23 protein-coding genes and 1 pseudogene are annotated in these 19,044 nt (G+C 72.5%); 15 read left to right on the top strand and 9 right to left on the bottom strand.

The window, feature by feature from the left end; all coding sequences use genetic code 11:
* Window positions 1–64: 64 nt before the first annotated feature.
* The 4 genes from Q1B24_RS18310 to Q1B24_RS18295 all read left to right on the top strand — a co-directional run bounded on the left by Q1B24_RS18310 (window position 65) and on the right by Q1B24_RS18295 (window position 5,178).
* On the top strand, window positions 65–1,303 hold the full coding sequence (locus tag Q1B24_RS18310; RefSeq protein ID WP_299931454.1) for an ROK family transcriptional regulator: 1,239 nt from the start codon (window positions 65–67) through the stop codon (window positions 1,301–1,303).
* Between the two features lie 34 nt (window positions 1,304–1,337).
* A complete protein-coding gene (locus tag Q1B24_RS18305) occupies window positions 1,338–2,045 on the top strand; it encodes an ANTAR domain-containing protein (protein ID WP_299931453.1) in 708 nt (235 codons plus the stop codon).
* Window positions 2,046–2,113: 68 nt separating this feature from the next.
* The gene (locus Q1B24_RS18300) at window positions 2,114–3,679 is read left to right on the top strand and encodes a peptide chain release factor 3 (protein WP_299931452.1); all 1,566 of its coding nucleotides are present in this window, start codon (window positions 2,114–2,116) and stop codon (window positions 3,677–3,679) included.
* A 38-nt stretch (window positions 3,680–3,717) separates the two neighbouring features.
* On the top strand, window positions 3,718–5,178 hold the full coding sequence (locus Q1B24_RS18295; protein WP_299931451.1) for a protein adenylyltransferase SelO: 1,461 nt from the start codon (window positions 3,718–3,720) through the stop codon (window positions 5,176–5,178).
* A 169-nt stretch (window positions 5,179–5,347) separates the two neighbouring features.
* Here Q1B24_RS18295 and Q1B24_RS18290 read toward each other — a convergent pair whose 3' ends face one another.
* Both Q1B24_RS18290 and Q1B24_RS18285 read right to left on the bottom strand, forming a co-directional pair.
* Window positions 5,348–6,943 (bottom strand): GAF domain-containing protein, encoded by a 1,596-nt coding sequence (locus Q1B24_RS18290; RefSeq protein ID WP_299931450.1) that lies wholly within the window; start codon window positions 6,941–6,943, stop codon window positions 5,348–5,350.
* Between the two features lie 16 nt (window positions 6,944–6,959).
* Window positions 6,960–7,427, bottom strand: a complete 468-nt coding sequence (locus Q1B24_RS18285; RefSeq protein ID WP_299931449.1) for a response regulator — start codon at window positions 7,425–7,427, stop codon at window positions 6,960–6,962.
* 86 nt (window positions 7,428–7,513) lie between these two features.
* Between Q1B24_RS18285 and Q1B24_RS18280 the strand changes: the two genes are divergently transcribed.
* The 3 genes from Q1B24_RS18280 (at window position 7,514) to Q1B24_RS18270 (ending at window position 8,905) form a co-directional block, all read left to right on the top strand.
* Window positions 7,514–7,888 carry a hypothetical protein gene (locus Q1B24_RS18280; protein WP_299931448.1) on the top strand — a complete coding sequence of 125 codons (375 nt, stop codon included), beginning with the start codon at window positions 7,514–7,516 and terminating at the stop codon, window positions 7,886–7,888.
* The gene (locus Q1B24_RS18275) at window positions 7,885–8,529 is read left to right on the top strand and encodes a response regulator transcription factor (RefSeq protein WP_299931447.1); all 645 of its coding nucleotides are present in this window, start codon (window positions 7,885–7,887) and stop codon (window positions 8,527–8,529) included. The genes Q1B24_RS18280 and Q1B24_RS18275 overlap by 4 nt, the downstream gene beginning before the upstream one ends.
* Before the next feature lie 73 nt (window positions 8,530–8,602).
* Window positions 8,603–8,905, top strand: coding sequence for a helix-turn-helix transcriptional regulator (locus Q1B24_RS18270; protein WP_299931446.1), 303 nt, complete (start codon window positions 8,603–8,605; stop codon window positions 8,903–8,905).
* A 10-nt stretch (window positions 8,906–8,915) separates the two neighbouring features.
* Here Q1B24_RS18270 and Q1B24_RS18265 read toward each other — a convergent pair whose 3' ends face one another.
* Entirely contained in the window at window positions 8,916–9,533 is a 618-nt protein-coding gene (locus tag Q1B24_RS18265; protein WP_366916540.1) for an ATP-dependent Clp protease proteolytic subunit, read from the bottom strand.
* Window positions 9,530–10,144, bottom strand: a complete 615-nt coding sequence (locus Q1B24_RS18260) for an ATP-dependent Clp protease proteolytic subunit (protein WP_299931445.1) — start codon at window positions 10,142–10,144, stop codon at window positions 9,530–9,532. Before Q1B24_RS18260 ends, Q1B24_RS18265 begins: the two co-directional genes overlap by 4 nt.
* A 139-nt stretch (window positions 10,145–10,283) precedes the next feature.
* On the opposite strand from Q1B24_RS18260, the gene Q1B24_RS18255 reads away from it, so the two are divergent.
* Both Q1B24_RS18255 and Q1B24_RS18250 read left to right on the top strand, forming a co-directional pair.
* Window positions 10,284–10,577 (top strand): hypothetical protein, encoded by a 294-nt coding sequence (locus tag Q1B24_RS18255; RefSeq protein ID WP_299931444.1) that lies wholly within the window; start codon window positions 10,284–10,286, stop codon window positions 10,575–10,577.
* Between the two features lie 30 nt (window positions 10,578–10,607).
* Window positions 10,608–11,264 carry a hypothetical protein gene (locus tag Q1B24_RS18250; protein WP_299931443.1) on the top strand — a complete coding sequence of 219 codons (657 nt, stop codon included), beginning with the start codon at window positions 10,608–10,610 and terminating at the stop codon, window positions 11,262–11,264.
* Window positions 11,265–11,279: 15 nt separating this feature from the next.
* Here the strand turns inward: Q1B24_RS18250 and Q1B24_RS18245 are convergent, their stop codons facing one another.
* Window positions 11,280–11,648: a DUF2256 and DUF3253 domain-containing protein gene (locus Q1B24_RS18245; protein ID WP_299931442.1), complete on the bottom strand. Its 369-nt coding sequence runs from the start codon at window positions 11,646–11,648 to the stop codon at window positions 11,280–11,282.
* A 163-nt stretch (window positions 11,649–11,811) separates the two neighbouring features.
* Here Q1B24_RS18245 and Q1B24_RS18240 point away from each other — a divergent pair, with 163 nt between their 5' ends.
* The 6 genes from Q1B24_RS18240 to Q1B24_RS18215 all read left to right on the top strand — a co-directional run bounded on the left by Q1B24_RS18240 (window position 11,812) and on the right by Q1B24_RS18215 (window position 15,388).
* Entirely contained in the window at window positions 11,812–12,789 is a 978-nt protein-coding gene (locus Q1B24_RS18240; RefSeq protein WP_299931441.1) for a zinc-binding dehydrogenase, read from the top strand.
* An 84-nt stretch (window positions 12,790–12,873) separates the two neighbouring features.
* The gene (locus Q1B24_RS18235) at window positions 12,874–13,527 is read left to right on the top strand and encodes a hypothetical protein (RefSeq protein ID WP_299931440.1); all 654 of its coding nucleotides are present in this window, start codon (window positions 12,874–12,876) and stop codon (window positions 13,525–13,527) included.
* Window positions 13,514–14,170: a hypothetical protein gene (locus Q1B24_RS18230; RefSeq protein ID WP_299931439.1), complete on the top strand. Its 657-nt coding sequence runs from the start codon at window positions 13,514–13,516 to the stop codon at window positions 14,168–14,170. Before Q1B24_RS18235 ends, Q1B24_RS18230 begins: the two co-directional genes overlap by 14 nt.
* Window positions 14,171–14,251: 81 nt before the next feature.
* The gene (locus tag Q1B24_RS18225) at window positions 14,252–14,497 is read left to right on the top strand and encodes a hypothetical protein (RefSeq protein WP_299931438.1); all 246 of its coding nucleotides are present in this window, start codon (window positions 14,252–14,254) and stop codon (window positions 14,495–14,497) included.
* A 90-nt stretch (window positions 14,498–14,587) separates the two neighbouring features.
* Window positions 14,588–14,911, top strand: a complete 324-nt coding sequence (locus tag Q1B24_RS18220) for a hypothetical protein (protein ID WP_299931437.1) — start codon at window positions 14,588–14,590, stop codon at window positions 14,909–14,911.
* Between the two features lie 78 nt (window positions 14,912–14,989).
* Window positions 14,990–15,388: a VOC family protein gene (locus Q1B24_RS18215; RefSeq protein ID WP_299931436.1), complete on the top strand. Its 399-nt coding sequence runs from the start codon at window positions 14,990–14,992 to the stop codon at window positions 15,386–15,388.
* Between the two features lie 233 nt (window positions 15,389–15,621).
* Here the strand turns inward: Q1B24_RS18215 and Q1B24_RS18210 are convergent, their stop codons facing one another.
* The 4 genes and pseudogenes from Q1B24_RS18210 to Q1B24_RS18195 all read right to left on the bottom strand — a co-directional run.
* Entirely contained in the window at window positions 15,622–16,392 is a 771-nt protein-coding gene (locus Q1B24_RS18210; RefSeq protein ID WP_299931435.1) for a hypothetical protein, read from the bottom strand.
* Window positions 16,393–16,471: 79 nt separating this feature from the next.
* The gene (locus tag Q1B24_RS18205) at window positions 16,472–17,644 is read right to left on the bottom strand and encodes a hypothetical protein (RefSeq protein WP_299931434.1); all 1,173 of its coding nucleotides are present in this window, start codon (window positions 17,642–17,644) and stop codon (window positions 16,472–16,474) included.
* Complete coding sequence (locus Q1B24_RS18200; RefSeq protein WP_299931433.1) at window positions 17,634–17,921, bottom strand: hypothetical protein; 288 nt, start codon at window positions 17,919–17,921, stop codon at window positions 17,634–17,636. Before Q1B24_RS18200 ends, Q1B24_RS18205 begins: the two co-directional genes overlap by 11 nt.
* Before the next feature lie 32 nt (window positions 17,922–17,953).
* Window positions 17,954–18,958 (bottom strand): annotated as a pseudogene (locus Q1B24_RS18195) (IS3 family transposase); the annotation flags it as partial.
* Window positions 18,959–19,044: the final 86 nt, after the last annotated feature.

The raw sequence follows: 19,044 nt of genomic DNA, 5'->3' as shown, positions 1-19,044 counted from the left end.
GTCTGGATGCAACGGAACTTACGTCTTTTCAAGACATATTTGCTGGTGCCACAATCGCCCCACCATGACCCAGACCTCCTCGACCCCGCCGCCGGTCCTGCCCGCGGCGACCGCCGGCGAGGTGCTGGCCCTCATCCGGTCCGGCCAGGCCGCGACGCGCGGCGCCCTCGGCCGCGCGACCGGGCTGTCACGCACCGCCGTCAACGCACGCCTGTCCGCCCTCACCGACGCCGGGCTCGTGCTCGAGGGTGAGGAGGAGTCGGCGACCGGAGGACGCCCGGCCACGACGCTGGTCCTCAACGGTGCGGCCGGGCTGGTCCTCGGGGTCGCCGTCGGCCGCAGCCGTTCGCAGCTCTCGATCAGCTCGCTCGACGGCACGGAGCTCGCGTCGGTGAGCCTCGACCAGGAGACCGGCCCCGGTCCCGACGTCCTGATGCCGCTGGTGGTCAGCCACCTGGATCGGATGCTGGGTGAGCTCGGCCGGAGCGGTGACGACGTACGCGGTGTGGGCATGTCGCTGGCCGGCACCGTCGACCCCGCCCGGGCGATGAGCGTCGACTCCCCCGCGCTGTCCGGCTGGGACGGCGTGCCCCTGGCGCCCTACCTCCGCGACGTCACCGCCGCGCCCCTCACCCTCGACAACGACATGCGGGTCATGGCGCTCTCGCAGATGCCGACCGCGCGGGCCGACGTCGCGCCGACCGTGCAGGAGCACGACGAGGCGCTCGTGCTCAAGGCGTCGACCGGCGTCGGCCTGGCGATCGTCGCCGACGGGCGACTCGTCCGCGGACACCGCAACGCCGCCGGGCAGCTCGGCCACGTCAAGGTCCCGGCCGCCGCCGGGCTCCGCTGCCGTTGCGGCGAGTCCGGGTGCCTGGAGACCGTGGCGAGCGGGTGGGCGCTGGTCGAGCAGCTGCGCGGCGACGGCGTTGACCTGCACCACGTGCGCGACCTGGCGGCCGCGGCCGGGCAGGGCAACGGGCGGGCGCGCGCCGTCGTGCGCGAGTCCGGGCGCCACATCGGCGAGGCGCTCGCCGCGACCGTGACCGTGCTCAACCCGCGCACCGTCGTCGTCGGTGGCGACATGGCCGCGGCCTTCGACACCTTCTCCGCCGGCCTCCGCGAGGGCGTGTTCAGTGCCACCACGGCGCTCGCCGGTCGCGACCTGCAGGTCGTCCCGGCGGCGTACGGGGACCGCGCCGGGCTGGTCGGCTGCGTCCGCCTCGCCCTCGACTCGGTGCTCTCCCCGCGCGCCGTCGATGCCGCGCTGGCACGCCAGGCGGCCCGGACGGGCGCGGTCTAGGCATACGTCGCCCGCGAGTGGGTACCACCCGGCTGTGGAACCCATTGCGGAGACTCTCGAGGCCCTCGGCGAGCTGGACACCTACATCGACGGCGGCCCGGACGACGACCTGGCGCAGCGGTTGACCGCGACCGCCGACCACGCCAGGGACATCGCACCCGGGTTGGTCGGCGTGAGCATCGCCTCGCGCGAGCTCGACCTCACCTTCACGCTGGTGGCCACGGACCAGGAGGTCGCCACCCTGGACGCCGTCCAGTACCTCGCGAGCGGTCCGTGCGTCGACGCGATCGAGATGGGACACGGCATCGCCTCGTCGGCCGGTGGCCTGCTCAGCGAGTCCCGCTGGCAGGACTTCGCACGCGCGAGCGCCGCGGCGGGCGTCCACAGCACGCTCACGTTCCCGGTGGTGGTCGACGGCGACGTGATCGCGACCGTCAACCTCTACGGCGACGCCGCCGACACCTTCGTCGACCGGCACGCGCGGCTCGCGGCAGCCTTCGGCGCGTGGGCCCCGGGCGCCGTCACCAACGCCGACCTCACGTTCTCCACCCGCGGCCTGGCCGAGCAGGCTCCCGCCCAGCTCCAGGAGCGCGCGTGGCTCGACTCCGCGACGGGCATCGTCGCGGCACAGCGCGGCATCACCGTGACCGAGGCGCGCGCCCACCTCGAGGACGCTGCGCGGCGGGCGGACATCCCCGTCGTCCGGCTCGCCCGCGTCGTGCTGGGCCTGCACGACAGGTGATCCGGGTCGTGCGCCACTGCGTGGTCGGCGAAGCACGGCTCGGGCGCCCCGCCCGGTAGATTCAAGCGGTGCCCGACACCCGCCCCCGCCGTACCTTCGCCGTCATCAGCCACCCGGACGCCGGCAAGTCCACCCTCACCGAGGCCCTCGCCCTGCACGCGCGGGTCATCACCGAGGCCGGCGCGGTGCACGGCAAGGGCGACCGGCGGGCCACCGTGTCGGACTGGATGGCGATGGAGAAGGCCCGCGGCATCTCGATCACGTCGGCGGCGCTGCAGTTCGTCTACCGCGACCACGTCATCAACCTCGTCGACACCCCGGGCCACAGCGACTTCTCCGAGGACACCTACCGCGTGCTCTCCGCCGTCGACTCCGCCGTGATGCTCGTCGACGCCGGAAAGGGGCTGGAGCCGCAGACGCTCAAGCTCTTCAAGGTGTGCGCGCTGCGCGGCATCCCGGTCCTGACGGTCATCAACAAGTGGGACCGGCCCGGGTTGTCGGCGCTCGAGCTGATGGACCTGATCCAGGAGAAGATCAAGCTCCGGCCCACTCCCCTCACCTGGCCGGTGGGCGAGGCCGGCGACTTCCGCGGCGTGCTGGACCGGCGTACGGGCGAGTTCGTGAAGTACACCCGCACCGCCGGCGGCGCGACCCGCGCGCCCGAGCGGCGGATGGGCGCGGACGAGGTCGAGGACGACGACTCCTTCCAGTGGGAGGCGGCGTTCGAGGAGCACGAGCTGCTCTCCCTCGACGAGGCCGACCACGACCAGGAGCGCTTCCTGGCCGGCGAGACGACGCCGGTGATGTTCGCCTCCGCCCTGCAGAACTTCGGCGTCGCGCAGCTGCTCGACCTGCTGCTCGACATCGCCCCGGACCCCAGCGCGACCGAGGGCGTCGACGGCTCGGTGCGGGAGACGTCCGACGACTTCAGCGCGTTCGTCTTCAAGGTGCAGTCGGGGATGAACAACGCCCACCGCGACCGGCTCGCCTACGCCCGGGTCGTGTCGGGGACCTTCGAGCGCGGCATGGTCGTCACCCACGCCGGCAGCGGCCGCCCCTTCGCCACGAAGTTCGCGCAGTCGGTCTTCGGTCGTGACACCGCGGCCGTCGAGAGCGCCGAGCCCGGCGATATCATCGGCTTCGTCAACGCGCAGGCCCTGCGGGTCGGCGACACCGTCTACGTCGGTGACCCCATCGAGTACCCGCCGGTCCCGAGCTTCGCGCCGGAGCACTTCGTCACCGCCAGCGCCGGCGACATCTCCCGCTACAAGCAGTTCCGCCGCGGCATCGAGCAGCTCGACCAGGAGGGCGTGGTGCAGGTGCTGCGCTCCGACCTGCGCGGCGACCAGAACCCGGTCCTCGCCGCCGTCGGCCCGATGCAGTTCGAGGTCGTCGAGGACCGCATGACCAACGAGTTCAACGCGCCCATCCGCTTCTCGCGGCTGGACTACCAGGTCGCCCGGCGCACCGACGCCGACGGGGCAGCCGCGCTCGCCGGCAAGCGCGGTGTCGAGGTGCTCGAGCGCAGCGACGGCACCCGCCTGGCCCTCTTCGTCGACCAGTGGCGCGCCCAGGTCACCGCGCGCGACAACCCCGACATCATGCTCGAGGCGCTCCCGGCCGGCGGTGGCTGAGCGGCCGGCGTCCCCGCCCGCCGCGTATCGTCGAGGGAGTGACCTCGGCACCCACCCCGACCCTCGTCCTCGGCGGCCGCTTCGCGCGCGAGCTCCCTGAGCTCGCCCTGCCGTGGCAGGCCGTCGACACGCCGGACCCTCGGGTGCTCGTGCTCAACGAGCCCCTGGCCACCGAGCTCGGCCTCGACCCCGACTGGCTGCGCGGCGACGGGGTCGGGCTGCTCACCGGCACCCGCGTCCCCGACGGAGCGACGCCGGTCGCCCAGGCCTACGCCGGCCACCAGTTCGGCGGCTACTCACCGCGGCTCGGAGACGGTCGCGCCCTGCTGCTCGGCGAGCTCGTCGACGACTCCGGCCGGCTGCGCGACCTCCACCTCAAGGGCTCGGGCCGTACGCCGTTCTCCCGAGGCGGCGACGGCCTCGCCGCCGTCGGCCCGATGCTCCGCGAGTACGTCGTCTCCGAGGCGATGCACGCCCTCGGCATCCCCACCACCCGCAGCCTCGCCGTCGTCGCGACCGGGCGGCCGGTGCAGCGCGAGACGGTGCTGCCGGGCGCCGTGCTCGCGCGCGTCGCGAGCAGCCACCTGCGCGTCGGCACCTTCCAGTACGCCCGCGCCACCGACGACCTCGACCTGCTCCGTCGCCTGGCCGACCACGCGATCGCCCGCCACCACCCGGCCGCCGCCGACGCGCCGCACCCCCACCTGGCGCTGTTCGAGGCCGTCGTCGCCGCCCAAGCCTCGCTGGTCGCGCAGTGGATGCTCGTCGGCTTCGTCCACGGCGTGATGAACACCGACAACATGACCATCTCGGGCGAGACGATCGACTACGGCCCGTGCGCCTTCATGGACGCCTTCGACCCCGCGACGGTCTACAGCTCGATCGACACCGGTGGTCGCTACGCCTACGGCAACCAGCCCGTGGTCGCCGAGTGGAACCTGGCCCGCTTCGCCGAGGCCATCCTGCCGCTCCTCGCCGAGGACCAGGACGCGGCCGTGGCGATCGCGGTGGAGTCGCTCGGCGCCTTCCGCGGCCACTACTCCGCCGCCTGGTCGGCCGGCATGCGCACCAAGCTCGGCCTGCCCGAGGGACTCCACGACGAGGTCGCGTCGGCCGTCGTCACCGACCTCGTCGCGCTGGTGCAGGCCGACCACGTCGACCACACGTCGTTCTTCCGCAGCCTCGGTGCTGCCGCGCGCGGCGACGCCGAGCCCGCGCGGGGGATGTTCCTCGACCTGCCCGCCTTCGACGCGTGGACCGCCCGCTGGCTCGCGCTCGGCCCCGACGCCGACGTCATGGACCGCGCCAACCCGGTCTACGTCCCCCGCAACCACCTCGTCGAGGAGGCGCTGGCCGCCGCGACCGACGGTGACCTCGCGCCGCTCGACCAGCTCCTCGACGCGGTCTCGGCGCCGTACGACGAGCGGGCGGGGCTGGAGCGCCATGCCGAGCCCGCTCCCGACTCGTTCGCGGGCTACCAGACCTTCTGCGGCACCTGACCGCGCAGACCCGGGCAGGTCTAGTGCCTGTGCACCAGGCAAGTCCGGCCACTCGACGCATCTGCCGGGCGCGCCCGGCACGCAGACTTGGTGCAGTCGGCCCTCGAACCAACCCCCGTGGCTCGGGCTGACGAACGACCCCCGGCCCGACGCGCGATGTCCCCCGTCATCAGTCCCGTCGGGCCGGGGCCCCACCCACCGGCGCGAGCACCGGGGTCCGCGGCAGCCAGATCGACACGCGGGTCCCCGAGCCGGGCTCGGACTCGACGCGGCAGGTGCCTCCCACGACCGCGGCGCGGTCCTGCATCGTGCGCAGGCCCCGGTGGCCGGGCAGCGGCTCGCGCGCGGCCGGGGCCAGTCCGACCCCGTCGTCCGCGACCTCGATCCCGACGCCGTCGGGTCCGGGACGCAGCGTGATCACGACCCGGTCGGCCCGCGCGTGACGGCGGACGTTGAGCAGCGCCTCCTGGACGATGCGGAAGGCCTGCACGCACGACTCCTCCACCAGCTCCACCCGCGCGCCGGCCGGCTCGACCACCAGGGTCCACGCGACCTCGCCGTCGAGAGCGCGGTCCGCGGCGTCGCGCGCGAGCTCGACGAAGTCGATCCCCGTGGCGACGGGCTCGAGGTCGAAGAGCAAGTCGCGCAGGCTGGTCGTCGCACCCGAGACCATCTCCTGCAGCTGCGCGACGGCCGGTTCCAGGTCCGGGGCGGTCTCACGGACCCGCTGCATCAGCAGGCCCAGGCGGAGGTCGACGGCCGCCATCGTCTGCACGGAGTCGTCGTGCACGTCGGCGGCGATCCTCGCCCGCTCCTCCTCCTGGGCGACCACGAGCCGGCGCAGCAGGTCGGCGCGCTGCGCCGCCACCCGCTGGTACTGGTCGCGGGTGGCGAGGCCGTCGAGCGCGAACGAGACCGTGTCGGCGAGGCTGTCGAGGAGGCGTCGCATCTCCTCGCCGAACGCGTCGGCGCTCCCGGACCACAGCGTCAGCACGGCCGTCGTACGACCGGCGCGGCGCAGCGGCATCGACGCCGATGCCGCGATCCCGTGCTCACGGGCCATCGTGCGCCAGGGCGTCGTGGCGTCGTCGCGGTGGAAGTCGGTGGCGAAGTAGGGGCGGCCGGTCCGCAGGCACCGGGCGGTGGGCCCGTTGCCCCTCGGGTGCTCGGGGTCGGTGGTGATCGCGAGTGCGTCGATGTAGGCGTCGAGCCGGCCGGCCCGGCCCTCGGTCACGACCGTCTGGCCGGGTCCCGGACGGCACACCCAGGCTCCGAGGTACTCCCCCTCCTCCACGGCGGCACGGCACGCCGCGTCGTAGACCTCGTGCTCGGAGGTCGCGCGGGCGACCGCCTCGGTGATCCGCACCAGGGTCAGGTAGGCGCGGCTGGTGGTCCGCTGCCGGCGCTCGGCCTCCTCGCGCGGACCGAGGTCGCTCGCGGTGAGCACGAGGAGGCCACCGTGCTCGGTCGCGAAGCGCGTCAGCCGGGCGAGCACGCTCAACGGCCTGCCGTCCGCGGTCGGGACCACGACCCGTCCGATCGGCTGCCCCTCGAGGTCCGGCAGTGCGTGCACGAAGTCGGCCAGCCCCGCCAGCGAGGTGTCGAGGGGCGCGCCCACCAGCGCCTCCGTGGGGTGGCCGAACAGGTCGGTGGCCCGCGCGTTGGCGTAGACCACGCGCAGCGACTCGTCGACGGCCACCACGGCGCTAGGCGTGGCGTCGAGGACCCGGAAGACGACGTCGCTGCTCAGCCCCCCGTGTGCCACCTCGCCACCGTACGCCTCAGGTCCCCGGCGCGGATCGTCCCTCCGCCAGGCGCAGCGCCTCCTCGGCCCCCGGCACGTCGAGCACCCGGTCGCCGGCCACGACCCGCGCGAGCGCGTCGGGCAGCGTGGCACCCAGCCGTCCCTTCGCGAGGTAGCCGCGGGCCCCGCCGGCGACCATCGCCGCGACCGTCCTGAGGCCGGTCTGCGCCGAGACCGCGACGACGACCGGCGGGTGCGCCGAGGTGACCAGGGCCCGGGCCAGCTCGGCGCCGCCCTCCGGCATCCGCACGTCGAGCAGCACGAGCGCGGGCCGCAGGTCGCGGCAGAGGCGTCGTACCTCGGCTCCGGTGGCGGCGACGCCCACGACGAGGTAGCGGTCGTCGACGGTCAGCAGGTCGACGAGGGCCTCGCTGAAGACCGCGTCGTCGTCGGCCACGAGGACCGACAGCGGCGCGGCCGGTCCGCCGGTTCGACCTGGGCTCACCGCCCCATGGTCGCCGACGGCGGTGCGGTGCGGCCCAGCCATGCGTGTGGGAGGCTCTAGTACATATCTACCAGGCGGGGGGCGCGGTGGAGCAGGAGATGGTCGGGGCGCACGACGGGCTCGAGGAGATGTACGCCCGCACGTGGCGCTTCAGCGTGGGCGCGCTGCCCGAGCGCGACGCGATCGACATGATGGTCGACGTGCTGCTGCCCGAGGTGGCCTCGCTGCCCGGGTTCTGCGGGGCGACGCTCCTCGTGGACCGCAGCACCTCCGAGCTCAACGCGACGGTCTACTGGGCGACGCTGGCCGACCTGCACGCGAGCCGCTCGCGCGAGACCAACGCCGCCACGGGGGCGCTCGTGCTGGTGTCCGGCGACGAGATGGTCGCTGCGGTGCACGACGTCGTGTTCCACGTGCCGGCGCCGGCCGTGACCAACCGCGACGTGGGGCAGGACCGGTGAGCGCCGCACCCATCAGGGTGCTCATCGCCGACGACCACGACGTGCTCGCCACCAGCCTGGCGACCGTGCTCGGCCAGGAGGACGACATGGTCAGCGTCGGGGTGGCCGGCACCCTGGCGCAGACGCGCACGATGGTGGTCTCCACCGCACCCGACGTCCTGCTCCTCGACCACCGGATGCCCGACGGCGACGGTGTCGCGGCGATCCCCGAGCTGCTGCGGCTGCGCCCCGCCCTGCGCATCGCCGTCCTGACCGCCAGCCCGGGCGACCACCTGCTGGTGCAGGCCATCGAGGCCGGCGCCTGCGGGTTCGTGTCCAAGACGCGCAGCCTGGCCGAGGTCGCGGCAACCGTGCGCGCCGCCGCGTCCGGGGAGTCGGTGATCTCCCCGGAGCTGCTGGCCCGGCTGCTCCCCCGGCTGCAGGGCGGTGGCGGACCGCAGCGGCAGCTGACCGAGCGCGAGCGCGAGGTGCTCGACCTCGTCGCCGAGGGGCTCAGCAACGCCGCCATCGCCGAGCGGCTCGTCGTCAGCGTCCACACCGTGCGCAACCACATCGCCAACCTCTCCGCCAAGCTGGGCGCCCACTCCAAGCTCGAGGCCCTCGCCATCGCCGTACGACAGGGGCTCCTGCCCGGGCGCTGAGCCGGCTCCCGGGTCGTTCTGCCGTGAGCGGAATCGCTCGGCCGCGCGCCGGCGCCGGGTCTAGGTTCGACCCATGGGAGAGATCCTGCGGTTCCCCGGTCCCGATCGCCCCGCCGCGCCGGCGCCCGAGCCCGAGCCCCTGTGGCGCGAGCTCGTCGGCCGCGAGCTGCACCGCGAGCGCCACCACCGTGGCGAGCGGCTCGTCGACGTGGCGCAGCGGGCGGGGGTCTCCGTGCAGTACCTCTCCGAGGTCGAGCGCGGCCTCAAGGACCCCTCGTCGGAGATGCTGCACGCCATCGCCGGGGCGCTCGACCTGAGCGTGCGGCGGCTCGCGGTGCGCGCCGGCCGACCGGACGCCCTCGCCCTCGCCGCCTGACCCGGGTCGGTCAGACCAGCGCCGGTCCCTGCTCGCGCAGGACCGTGTCGACGAGCCCGTAGTCCACGGCCGCCTCGCCGGGCAGGACGAGCGTGCGGTCGGTGTCCTGCCGGATCTGCTCCGGCGTACGTCCCGTGTGCTGGGCGAGCACCTCCTCGAGCAGCAGCCGCACCCGCGCCACCTCGTCGGCCTCGAGGATCAGGTCGGGGATGGTGCCGCGGCCCTGGGTCGCGGGCTGGTGCAGCACGACGCGTCCGTGCGGCAGGATCGCGCGCCGGCCCGGCGCTCCCCCGGCCAGCAGGACCGCCGCGGTCCACGCGGCCTGCCCCACGCACACGGTCTCGACCGGAGGCTTGACGAACTGCATCGCGTCGTAGACCGCCAGCATCGCGGTGATCGAGCCGCCGGGTGAGTTGAGGTAGAGGCTGATCGGGAGCTCGAGGTTCTCCGAGGCCAGGTGCAGCATCTGGGCGATGACCGCGTTGGCGACGCCGTCGTCGATCTCGGTGCCGAGGTAGACGATCCGCTCGGAGAGCAGGCGGGAGTAGAGGTCGAGGGTGCGCTCGCCACGCGGCGTCTGCTGGACGACGTACGGGATGGTGTAGCTGCTCATCTCGTAGGCGCTCATCGCGCACCTGCCAGCCCGACGGGGCGCTGGTGCGCCGGAGTGACGTGGTCGACCGAGCTGATCAGCTGGTCGACGAAGCCGTACGCCAGTGCGTCCTCGGCACTGAACCACCGGTCGCGTCGCGAGTCGCGCTCGACGGTCTCGCGGTCCTGGCCGGTGTGCTGGGCGATGAGTCCGAGGACGGTGTCGCGGGTGTGGCGGAGGTCGTCGGCCTGGATCTCGATGTCGACCGCGGTCCCGCCGATGCCTGCGGAGCCCTGGTGGAGGAGGACCCGGGAGTGCGGGAGGGCGTACCTCTTGCCGGGCGTGCCCGCCGACAGCAGGAACTGGCCGGCGCTCGCGGCCATGCCCATGGCGAGGGTGCTCACGTCGTTGGGGATCAGCCGCATGACGTCGTGGATGGCGAGCATCGACGACACCGACCCTCCCGGGGAGTTGATCCAGAGGCTGATGTCGGCGCGCGGGTCCTCGGCGGAGAGCAGTAGCAGCTGGTGCATGAGCCGGTTGCCGTTGCGCTCGCCGAGCTCCTCTCCCAGGACGACGATGCGTTGGTGCATCAGCCGCCGGACGAGCTCGTCCTCGATGCGTTCGGAGGTGGTGTGGGTGGTCATGCCGCCAGCGTGACGCGGCCACGAGCCTGGTCACAGGGTGTTCTGCTGCTGGTGGATCCGCTGGGAGCGGAGCAATGTCTCGACGCCGTGGCCGGGTTGGTCCGGGGGTCGGTCTGGCGGGTGCGTCTAGCGTGGCCGGGTGACCGACGACGAGATCCGTCGAGCCGCCGACGCGGCGATGCTGCCGATCGTCACGTCGCTGGCGCCCGCGGGCGTCATTGGTGCGCACTGGCTGCCTGATCGCGCCGGCGATCCCGTGGTGTGGATCCGGGTGCAGGACGAGGCGTGCCGCGTCGCCGTGGAGTCCTACAGCTGGGTGCTCCCCCAGGTGCAGGTCCTCCTCTCCCGGTTGGGGCTGCCGCCGGAGAAGGTGCAGGCGCTGCGCCTCGAGGTGACGTCAGCGGAGGCCGAGGACCACCTCTTCGGCGACTGACGTCGTCTGCTGCAATACGTCCATGCACCCATGCTCTCCCCACCGCGGCTCCTGCTGATGGCGTTGGTCGACCACCGCGCGGGGCTCCTCGTCACCGCGGCCCCCGGCACCGGCAGCACCGCCCTCGGCGAGGCCCTGGTCGCGCAGCGGGGAGCGACCGAGGCCGTCGGGCGGGACCGGGCCCGGGAGGTCGGCGTCGACGCGAAGCACGCGACCGTGCGCCAGCTCGTCGAGGCGGGGGTGGTGGACGCCGGTCACGGCATGCGCATCGTGACGACGACCCGCAACCCCTTCGACTTCTACGTCGCGGAGCACACCCGCACCCGGACGCGGTGGGTCCACGAGCTGCGCCGTCCCGACTCCTGGGTCCACCGGGTGCCGGGTGCCGTCGACCGGATCGTCGACGCCGTGACCCTGGACTTCGACGACTGGCTCGCGCAGGCCATCGGCGATCCCGTGCGGCCACGGCGGATCAACCGCGGCCACGTCACCGAGGCTGACGTCGTGCTGCGCATGGAGCGCCTCGAGTCCGACGTGCGCGAGCTGCTCGACCTCGAGCTGGCCGTGCCGCCCACCAACGTCACCGATCGCGAGCGCGCCTACTGGCGCTCCTACTCGGTCGGGAGCCGCCGCCTCGTCGAGACGGCCCACGCCGAGGACCTCGAGCGCTTCGGCTACGCGTTCTGACCCGCCGTCCGGCGCTCAGCGGCGCCGGATCCGGATCGGCCCCTTCGCGGTCGACGGGTCGACGACGTGGCCGCCCTGGGTGATCTCCACCTCGCCGCGGTCCACCAGCCGTCGGGCGGCGCGCCGGGCCGGCTCCATCAGCTCGCGCCACGAGTCGTCGTCGCCGACCGCCCGCGCGGCGTCGGAGGGACAGATCGTCGACGTACGGGCCCGCTGGGCGAGCAGGTCGAGGATGGTGTCCTCCAACCTGCGGTCGACGTCCGACACGCCCCGCTTGCGGCACGCGGTCGAGCAGTAGCGCACCTGGTCCCAGTCGCGCTCCCACTTCTTGCGCCACTCGATGGTGCGACCGCACGCCTGGCAGGTCTTCGGCTCCGGAGGCATGCGGCCCAGTGTGCCGCGCACCGCCAGCGCGGCCTCCTCACATCGGCCACCTCACGTCGGCCTGTGACGTCGCCCTCAGGAGCACGGTGCGCGGCATAGGCGGACCGGGTCGTCGGTTGTGCCGGGCGTACGTCCCCACGAAGTCACAGCGAAAGGCAGTCCCATGCGCGCACTCGTCCAGCCCAGGTTCGGCGACCCGGCCGAGGTCCTCTCGGTCCAGGAGGTGCCGGACCCGGAGCCCGGCCCGGGCCAGGCGCTCGTGCGGGTGCTGCTCTCCCCGATCCACAACCACGACCTCTGGACCGCCCGCGGCAGCTACGGCTTCAAGCCCGAGATGCCGGCCCGTGCCGGCACCGAGGCGGTCGGTGTGGTCGAGGCGCTCGGTGAGGGCGTCGAGGGCCTCGAGGTCGGCCAGCGGGTCGCCACGGGCGGCAGCTTCGGCGCCTGGGCCGAGCTGATCGTCGCTCCCGCCGCTGGGCTGGTCCCGGTGCCGGACACGATGAGCGACGAGGCCGCCTCCCAGCTCGTGTCGATGCCGTTCAGCGCCATCGCGCTGCTCGACTTCCTCGAGGTGTCCGAGGGCGACTGGATCGTGCAGAACGCCGCCAACGGCGCCGTCGGTCGCCTCGTGGCCCAGCTGGCCGAGGCCCGCGGCGTCCACGTCCTCGGGCTCGTCCGTCGCGCCGACGGCGTCGCCGAGCTGCGCGAGCAAGGCATCGAGCGCGTCGTGGCGACCGACGACGACGGCTGGCGTGACCGCGTGCGCGAGATCGTGGGCGACGCCCCGATCGTCGCCGGCGTCGACTCCGTCGGCGGGTCCTCCGCCGGGGACGTCGTCTCGCTGCTCGCCGAGGACGGTGTGCTCGTGGTGTTCGGCGCCATGGCCTCGCCCACGATGGAGATCGGGTCGGGCGACGTGATCTTCAAGCAGGTCGTCATCAAGGGCTTCTGGGGCAGCAAGGTCTTCGCCGCGATGTCGCGCGAGAAGCGCGGCGCGCTGATGGGCGAGCTGGTCACCGGCCTCGGCTCCGGCGCGCTGACGCTCCCGGTCGAGAAGGTCTACTCCCTCGACGAGATCGCCGACGCCGCGCGCGCCAACGACGAGCCCGGTCGTCGCGGGAAGATCCTGCTGCGCCCGTGACGCTCCGACGCTGATGCCGGGCACCGACGGTCGCGGCCCCTAGGCTGGGACCGCCGGTCGACGGCACCTACCGAGGGGGAACCGATGCGTCGAGCTCTGGGCGGGTCGCTCGCAGCCGCTGCGCTGCTGATGACGGCCTGCGGGACCGACGCCTCCCCCACCTCGGCGAGCGACACGTCCACGTCCACGTCGACTCCCGAGCCCTCGGAGGCGCCCGCCGCGGCCCCGTCCGAGTCCTCCTCGCCGGCCCCCTCCGAGTCCCCGTCCACCGGGTCGGATGATCCGTCGCCGTCCGCGCCGGAGGGACCGCCGTTCCCGGAGTCGACCAAACCGCAGACGGCTGAGCCGTCGGGCGACTGGGACCTGCAGCTGGTCGACGTACGTGTCGGCGAGCACGAGGGATTCGACCGCGTCGTGCTGGAGCTCAGCGGCACCGCGACCCCCGGCTGGGGCGTGTCGTGGGGCGACGAGGCCGTCGCCGAGGGCAGCGGCGAGGTGGTGCCGGTCGCGGGTGACCACGTGCTCACGATCAGTGCCTCGGGCACCGCGATGCCCGAGCCCGGGTCCTACGAGGTGCCACAGACCCTCGGACCCGCCGGCGACATCGCCGCGGTCCACGTCAACGGCTGGTTCGAGGGCTACACCCAGGTGTTCGCCGGCCTCGAGGGTGACGTACGACCGTTCCGGGTCTTCACCCTCACCGACCCGCCGCGCCTCGTCGTCGATGTCGCGGACTGACGGGCTCCTCCTCCCGGCCGCTCTCCCGGCCGCTCTCGCGGCCGCTCTCGTGGTCCTCCTCGTGGCCCTCGCCGGGTGCTCGACGGACCCGCCGGAACGCACGGTCGTCACGCGGAGCTCCACCTCCGACGCGTCCGGTGACGTCCTGGTCGGCGGCCACAGCACGGACCCGGAAGCCGTCGCCCCAGCGCCCCGCAACGCGATCACCGACATCGTTCGCACGACGGTCGACCACGGCGCGGACGAGGTCACCGTCACGGCCGAGTTCCGCGACCTGCGCCGACGCCAGTACCTCGACCTGACGGCCGACGTCACGACGGACCGCACCGGGTCGCGCCTGCCGACCCAGGCGACTGCCCTCGCCTACCGCGGCGAGACCAGCGTCGACGTCTACGACGCTGGCGGGTCGCGCTGCGCCGGGGCCGCGGTCGACGTCGACTTCGACACGAACAGGCTGACCATGACCCTGCCCCGCAGCTGTCTCGGCGATCCGCAGTGGATCGAGGCCGAGGTGGACGCAGCGACCATGCGCTACGACGCCGCGCCCGACGACCCGCTCGGTGACGCCGTGTGGGAGGACCACGCCTACGGAACCGGGCGCGCCGGCTGGGACGCCACCGTCCCCCGGCTCCACCACCCCTAGCCATCCGGGAGTCTGGTCAGGAGGCGCCGGCGGCGTCGGTTACGGTGTCGCGAGCCGTACGGTCGCCGATAGCCTGCTCGCGTGAAGTCCCTGCGTGTCGCCGCGTCGCGTCTGATGACGATCGGGGTGATCAGCAATGGGTGGTACGCGATCCTGACCGGCCTGGCGCTGCTCCTCTTGGCCTACCTGCTCGGCCGCGTCCCGTGGGACGTCGACCCCGCAGCGACTCTCGTGTCGATTGCGTTCCTGGGCATCGGTCTGTGGCAACTCACGCGGGGCGTTCGCGCCGAGTTCCCGCGAGCGCACAAGTCCACTGACGAGGCATGAGCGGATGACACGCCCCCTACGCACCCGCTGATGGTGCGCGGACATGCCGATGTGCGGGTGGACGACAGCACCGCGTGAGACGGTACCGCCGTGCCGAGGGACGAACGCGAAGCGATCACGCAGCCGGAACCGCTCAGTGGCGAGCGACGTGAGTCGCCCATCGCAGTGCGTGTGATGGGGGTGGCCACCCTTGTGCTGTGTGCGCTCACTCTCTACTTCGGTGCCGTCGCGGTGTATCTCGATGAAACCGCGTCGAGCGCGATTGACCGTGCGCTGACCAGCGCGGTGAGAATTGCGCTGGGCGCCTGCGCCATCTCGGGACTTGTGAGTGCCGTCTTCCTTCTCAACTGGAGGGACCAGGCAACCATGCGAGCGCAGCAGGCTGCCCGGGACACCCGCCAGACCGGTGAATGAAGCGCCCCATCTGCGGCGATCGGCGCGCGGATCTGCCGATGTGCGGATGTGTCGCCTCCAGCCAGTACGGTCGGCGGCATGCGAACCGCCCTCCACCACGTCGAGTTGTGGACCGCTCATCTTGAGACAGCAGAGGAGGGGTGGCACTGGCTTCTCACAACGCTCGGCTGGCGCACTGGAGACACGTGGGAACAGGGCCGCACGTGGGTGCATCCAGATGGCACGTACATCGTGCTGGAACAGTCGCCCGACGTGAAGCAGGGCGCACATGACCGCTTGCGTGCTGGCCTCAACCACCTCGCCGTCAACTGTCCGGACGCGGATGCGGGTGCGCTGGACCGCATGCGAGAGGAGGCGAGCGCGCACGGTTGGCGCGAACTCTTTGCAGACCGATACCCGAACGCCGGTGGGCCTTCACATCGCGCTCTGTTCTTGGAGAACACGCAAGGGTTTGAGGTCGAGATCGTCGCGTCGTGATCGTCTCATTGCATCGCACTCGGTGGCGGGACCTCTAGCGCCTCGCGGCCCGTTCCGTCGGACTGCCGTGAGCGCTTCGAGGCTTTGTCTCAGCGGACCGTCGCTCAATCCGGCTAGTCCGGTCGGCGAGCCTCGGCAGGCTCGCCCACCGGACGTCCGGATCTGCCGCGTTGAGGGCGGCTACGCTCGCCCGGATCTGCCGCGATCCGCTCGTCGACGCGGTTGCCTCGGTGTCAGTCCGGCGGCAGGCTGTCCGGGGTTCCGAGAGTGCGGCGTGCGGCGGGGTCGGTGATGGCCTTGGCGATGACGTAGGACGCGAGCGTGGTGCCGCCTGCCAGGTGGCGGGTGTCGACGGTGAGGGTGGTGCCGTCGCGGCTGACGGGTCGCCAGGCTCGTCCGGGTGGGCCGGTCCGGACGACGAACCGTTGCCCGTTGGCGCGCAGCACGATGGGCATGGGCTGTTGCGGGACGACGCCGGTGACGGTCTCCCATGGCGCCTCGACGGTGGCGCCGCGGTCAGCGTGGACCAGTCGCGTGGGAGTCAGCCACAGCCCGCCGGCGAGACGGGCTCCGAGGTGTACGGCGCTGCTCCAACCGAGCCAGGCTGCGCCGGCGGCGAGCACGCAGGCCCACACCCAGCTGTGCTCGAGTGCGGCGAAGATCGCACCCAGTGCTGTGACGGCGGCGAGTCCAGCTAGTGTCCACGATGACGCGAGGGTCGGTCCTGACGCTCGGGGCAGGTGAAGTGCGTCCTCGTCGCCATACGGCTCGATGCGCGGCTGGGGCGGGTCGTGGCTTACGCGGGCCTCGGCCACCTCCCGGGCCAGCGCGCCTGCGGCGCTGACGACCAGGACGAGGCCGCCGCAGAGCAAGCCGCGGCCCAGTTCGGTGTGGACGCCGAGCAGCCCCATGCCGGCCAACGGCAGGCCGATGGCGAGCAGGACTACGACCCCCACCCAGGTGAGGACCCGTGAGCCCGTGGGGCGGATGCCTGTCGTCGTCACTGCAGCACCCTCTCACTCGTCGTACGCGCCGAGGAGCGGCCCCGCTTGAGCAGCAGCGCGTTCGTCATGGTCCTGGTCCTCAATCGAACAGTCCGCCGATGCCGTCGACGATCGCTCCGCCCACGTCGGCGATCGCCTCGCCGGCGTCGACCACTGCGTCGGCACCTGCGAGCACGGCGTCGCCGACGTCACCGCCGTTCTCCCAGAGTTCGTCGATCATGCCGGAGGTGAAGACACCGACTCCGGCACCGACGACGGTGCCGACGACGGTGCCGACGGGTCCGCCGATGGCGGTGCCGACCAGGGCCCCGGTGCCGACGGAGGCTGCGAACCCGCCCAGGTTGGACGTGGCTGCCTGTCCGAAGCTCTCGTTGTTCGGGCCGTTCATGTCGTAGACGATGCCCCCGATGGCGAGGGCGCCTCCCAGGGCGACCGGGGCGAAGCGGCCGATGTTGGCCAGCCGCGAGGCACGGGCGAGGTCGTCGGCGGACTCACCCGCCGTCGATCCCCAGTGGACGAGGTCGTCGTAGAACTGGGCCGCGTTGGGCACCCGGGTCGAGCTGCGCAGGCGGTCGAGGTAGTCGGCGGAGAGGTCGGCGAAGTAGCGCGCATTGCCGCGTAGGCTGCTCGCGTGCACGTCCATCAGCGCGCCGCCCAACCCTCCGGCGATGTCGGAGAGCTGGAAGGTCCAGCCGGGTCCGTCCATCGCACGGTTCTCCGCCGATACCCGTTCCCAGGCGCGTTCGATGTCTGACCACACCTCCGCTGCCCGGGTGGTCAGGTCGTTGTAGGCGCGGATCTTGTCCTGGTGGGCGTTGTACGCCGTGACGTCGCCGTTGTGGGCCTGCACCTCGCCCGGGGTGGCGTCCACGGGTGGATCGCCCGGGCGGGTCGGGCCGGCGCCGGGTGAGTCGATGACGAAGCCCGACACGGTCAGTCCCGCCGCGCGGGCATCCGCGCGGATCGACTCCATCCGCTGCTGGCAGCCCTCGAGCGATCCGGCGTAGTCGAGGAACGTGGTGCGCAGGCTGTCCGCTGCGCGTCGTACGTCCTCCGACGCACGGACTGCTCGACCCATTGCCCCCTCGAACGCGGCCCCGGTCGCGCCACGCCAGTCCCCGCCGGCTTCGGTGCGAGCGTCGGCGAACGCATCCATCCCGTCGCCGATCGCGGGGCGCAACGTCGCGCCCACCCAGTCCGCACTGGCTCGGATCGAGGCCGGTGAGCCGGTGATCTCGGTGTCAATCGACACGAAGGCCCCCGGCGAAGGCATCCGACACGGCCGCGTCACTCGTCCAGAAGTCGGCCTCGGCGTCGGTGACCTGGGCGCTGACCACCGTCAGGCCTTCGGACAGGGCGGCAGCATTGCCGACGATCTTCGACAGCATCGCTGTCAGCAGCGGCGTCATGTCGCCGCCGTCGAGCCCGTGCGGCGCCGAGTCGGCGGTCGCCTCGATCTCGCCGGCTGCCGTGTCGAGGAAGCCCCGAATGGAGCTCAGAGTGGCGGGAGGGACTCGGAGCTCGCTCATGGCGCTGAAGCGCCCCAGGTTCTCCGCCGCTCCTATACGGGTTGCGGCTCTCGGTTGAGAGTCGCGTAGTGGGCTTGCTCGAACTCCACTGGGGTCATCATCCCAAGCGTGCTGTGCAGGCGCCGGTTGTTGTACCAGTCGACCCAGCCGGCGGTGGCGTACTCGACGTCACCGATGCTCCGGTAGGGCCCGGCGTGGAAGACCGTGGTGCGGATGCATTCGGTCTTGTAGAGCCCGATCACGCACTCCATCAGCGCGTTGTCATACGCGTCGGCAACCGAGCCGATCGAGGGCCGGATGCCCTCGTCGGCGAGGTGGTCGGTGAAGGTGATGGAGGTGTACTGCGAGCCGGCGTCGGCGTGGCCGATCAGCTCGCCGGGCACGACCGGATGGCCTTCGCGCCCGCGCTGCCACAGCGCCATCCGCAGCGGCACGTCGACGAGCTCGACGGCCTTGGTGGGTGCCACGTTCCAGGCGACGATCTTCTGGGCGAAGACGTCGAGGATGAACGCGGTGTAGACGAACCCGGTCCAGGTGCGGACGTAGGTGAAGTCCATGACCCAGGTCCGGTTCGGGGCCTCAGCGGTGAAGTCGCGGTCGAGCAGGTCGCCGGCGCGTTTGCCGTCCTTGGCCGGGATCGTGGTCCGGATCCCCTTCGAGCGTCGGATCCCTTGCAGGCCCAGCGATCTCATCGCCCGGTCCACGCTCCCGGGCGACGCAGCAGGGCTGGTGCGTCGCACCAGCGCGGTCATCTTCCGCCGGCCGTAGAGGCCCTCCGGGGTCATCCGGCGCACCCCTTCGTGGTCGACCTTCCACGCCAGATCGCGGACCTGGTTGGTGACGGTGGCGTCGCTGATCGACCGGGCAGCGACCGGGCGATTGGCCCGCGTCCAGTCGCGGTAGGTCCGCGCGGCGACCTGGCAGCCCTGCTCGCGCAGGACCCGACAGATCGACTCGACCGCGTGGCCCTCGACCCGCAGTTCGTCGACGAACGCGACGATCAGCGATTGCGGGGGTCGAGCTCCCTCGCGAAGAAAATTGAGGCACGGAGGCTGTCGCACGAATCGGCTCGTGCTTGGCGTGGCGTAGCAGCGCTGCGGGGTTGAGTCGAAATATTTGGGCG

The sequence above is a fragment of the uncultured Nocardioides sp. genome (assembly GCF_947488025.1).
Taxonomy (GTDB): domain Bacteria; phylum Actinomycetota; class Actinomycetes; order Propionibacteriales; family Nocardioidaceae; genus Nocardioides.
This window is presented reverse-complemented; position numbering and strand designations above follow the sequence as displayed.

Coding starts and splice junctions, on each gene's coding strand:
- Q1B24_RS18230 (WP_299931439.1), top strand. CDS start 13,514: ATGTCGCGGACTGACGGGCTCCTCCTCCCGGCCGCTCTCCCGGCCGCT.
- Q1B24_RS18235 (WP_299931440.1), top strand. CDS start 12,874: ATGCGTCGAGCTCTGGGCGGGTCGCTCGCAGCCGCTGCGCTGCTGATG.
- Q1B24_RS18260 (WP_299931445.1), bottom strand. CDS start 10,144: ATGACCACCCACACCACCTCCGAACGCATCGAGGACGAGCTCGTCCGG.
- Q1B24_RS18200 (WP_299931433.1), bottom strand. CDS start 17,921: ATGAGCGAGCTCCGAGTCCCTCCCGCCACTCTGAGCTCCATTCGGGGC.
- Q1B24_RS18215 (WP_299931436.1), top strand. CDS start 14,990: ATGCGAACCGCCCTCCACCACGTCGAGTTGTGGACCGCTCATCTTGAG.
- Q1B24_RS18310 (WP_299931454.1), top strand. CDS start 65: ATGACCCAGACCTCCTCGACCCCGCCGCCGGTCCTGCCCGCGGCGACC.
- Q1B24_RS18265 (WP_366916540.1), bottom strand. CDS start 9,533: ATGAGCGCCTACGAGATGAGCAGCTACACCATCCCGTACGTCGTCCAG.
- Q1B24_RS18245 (WP_299931442.1), bottom strand. CDS start 11,648: ATGCCTCCGGAGCCGAAGACCTGCCAGGCGTGCGGTCGCACCATCGAG.
- Q1B24_RS18270 (WP_299931446.1), top strand. CDS start 8,603: ATGGGAGAGATCCTGCGGTTCCCCGGTCCCGATCGCCCCGCCGCGCCG.
- Q1B24_RS18240 (WP_299931441.1), top strand. CDS start 11,812: ATGCGCGCACTCGTCCAGCCCAGGTTCGGCGACCCGGCCGAGGTCCTC.
- Q1B24_RS18250 (WP_299931443.1), top strand. CDS start 10,608: ATGCTCTCCCCACCGCGGCTCCTGCTGATGGCGTTGGTCGACCACCGC.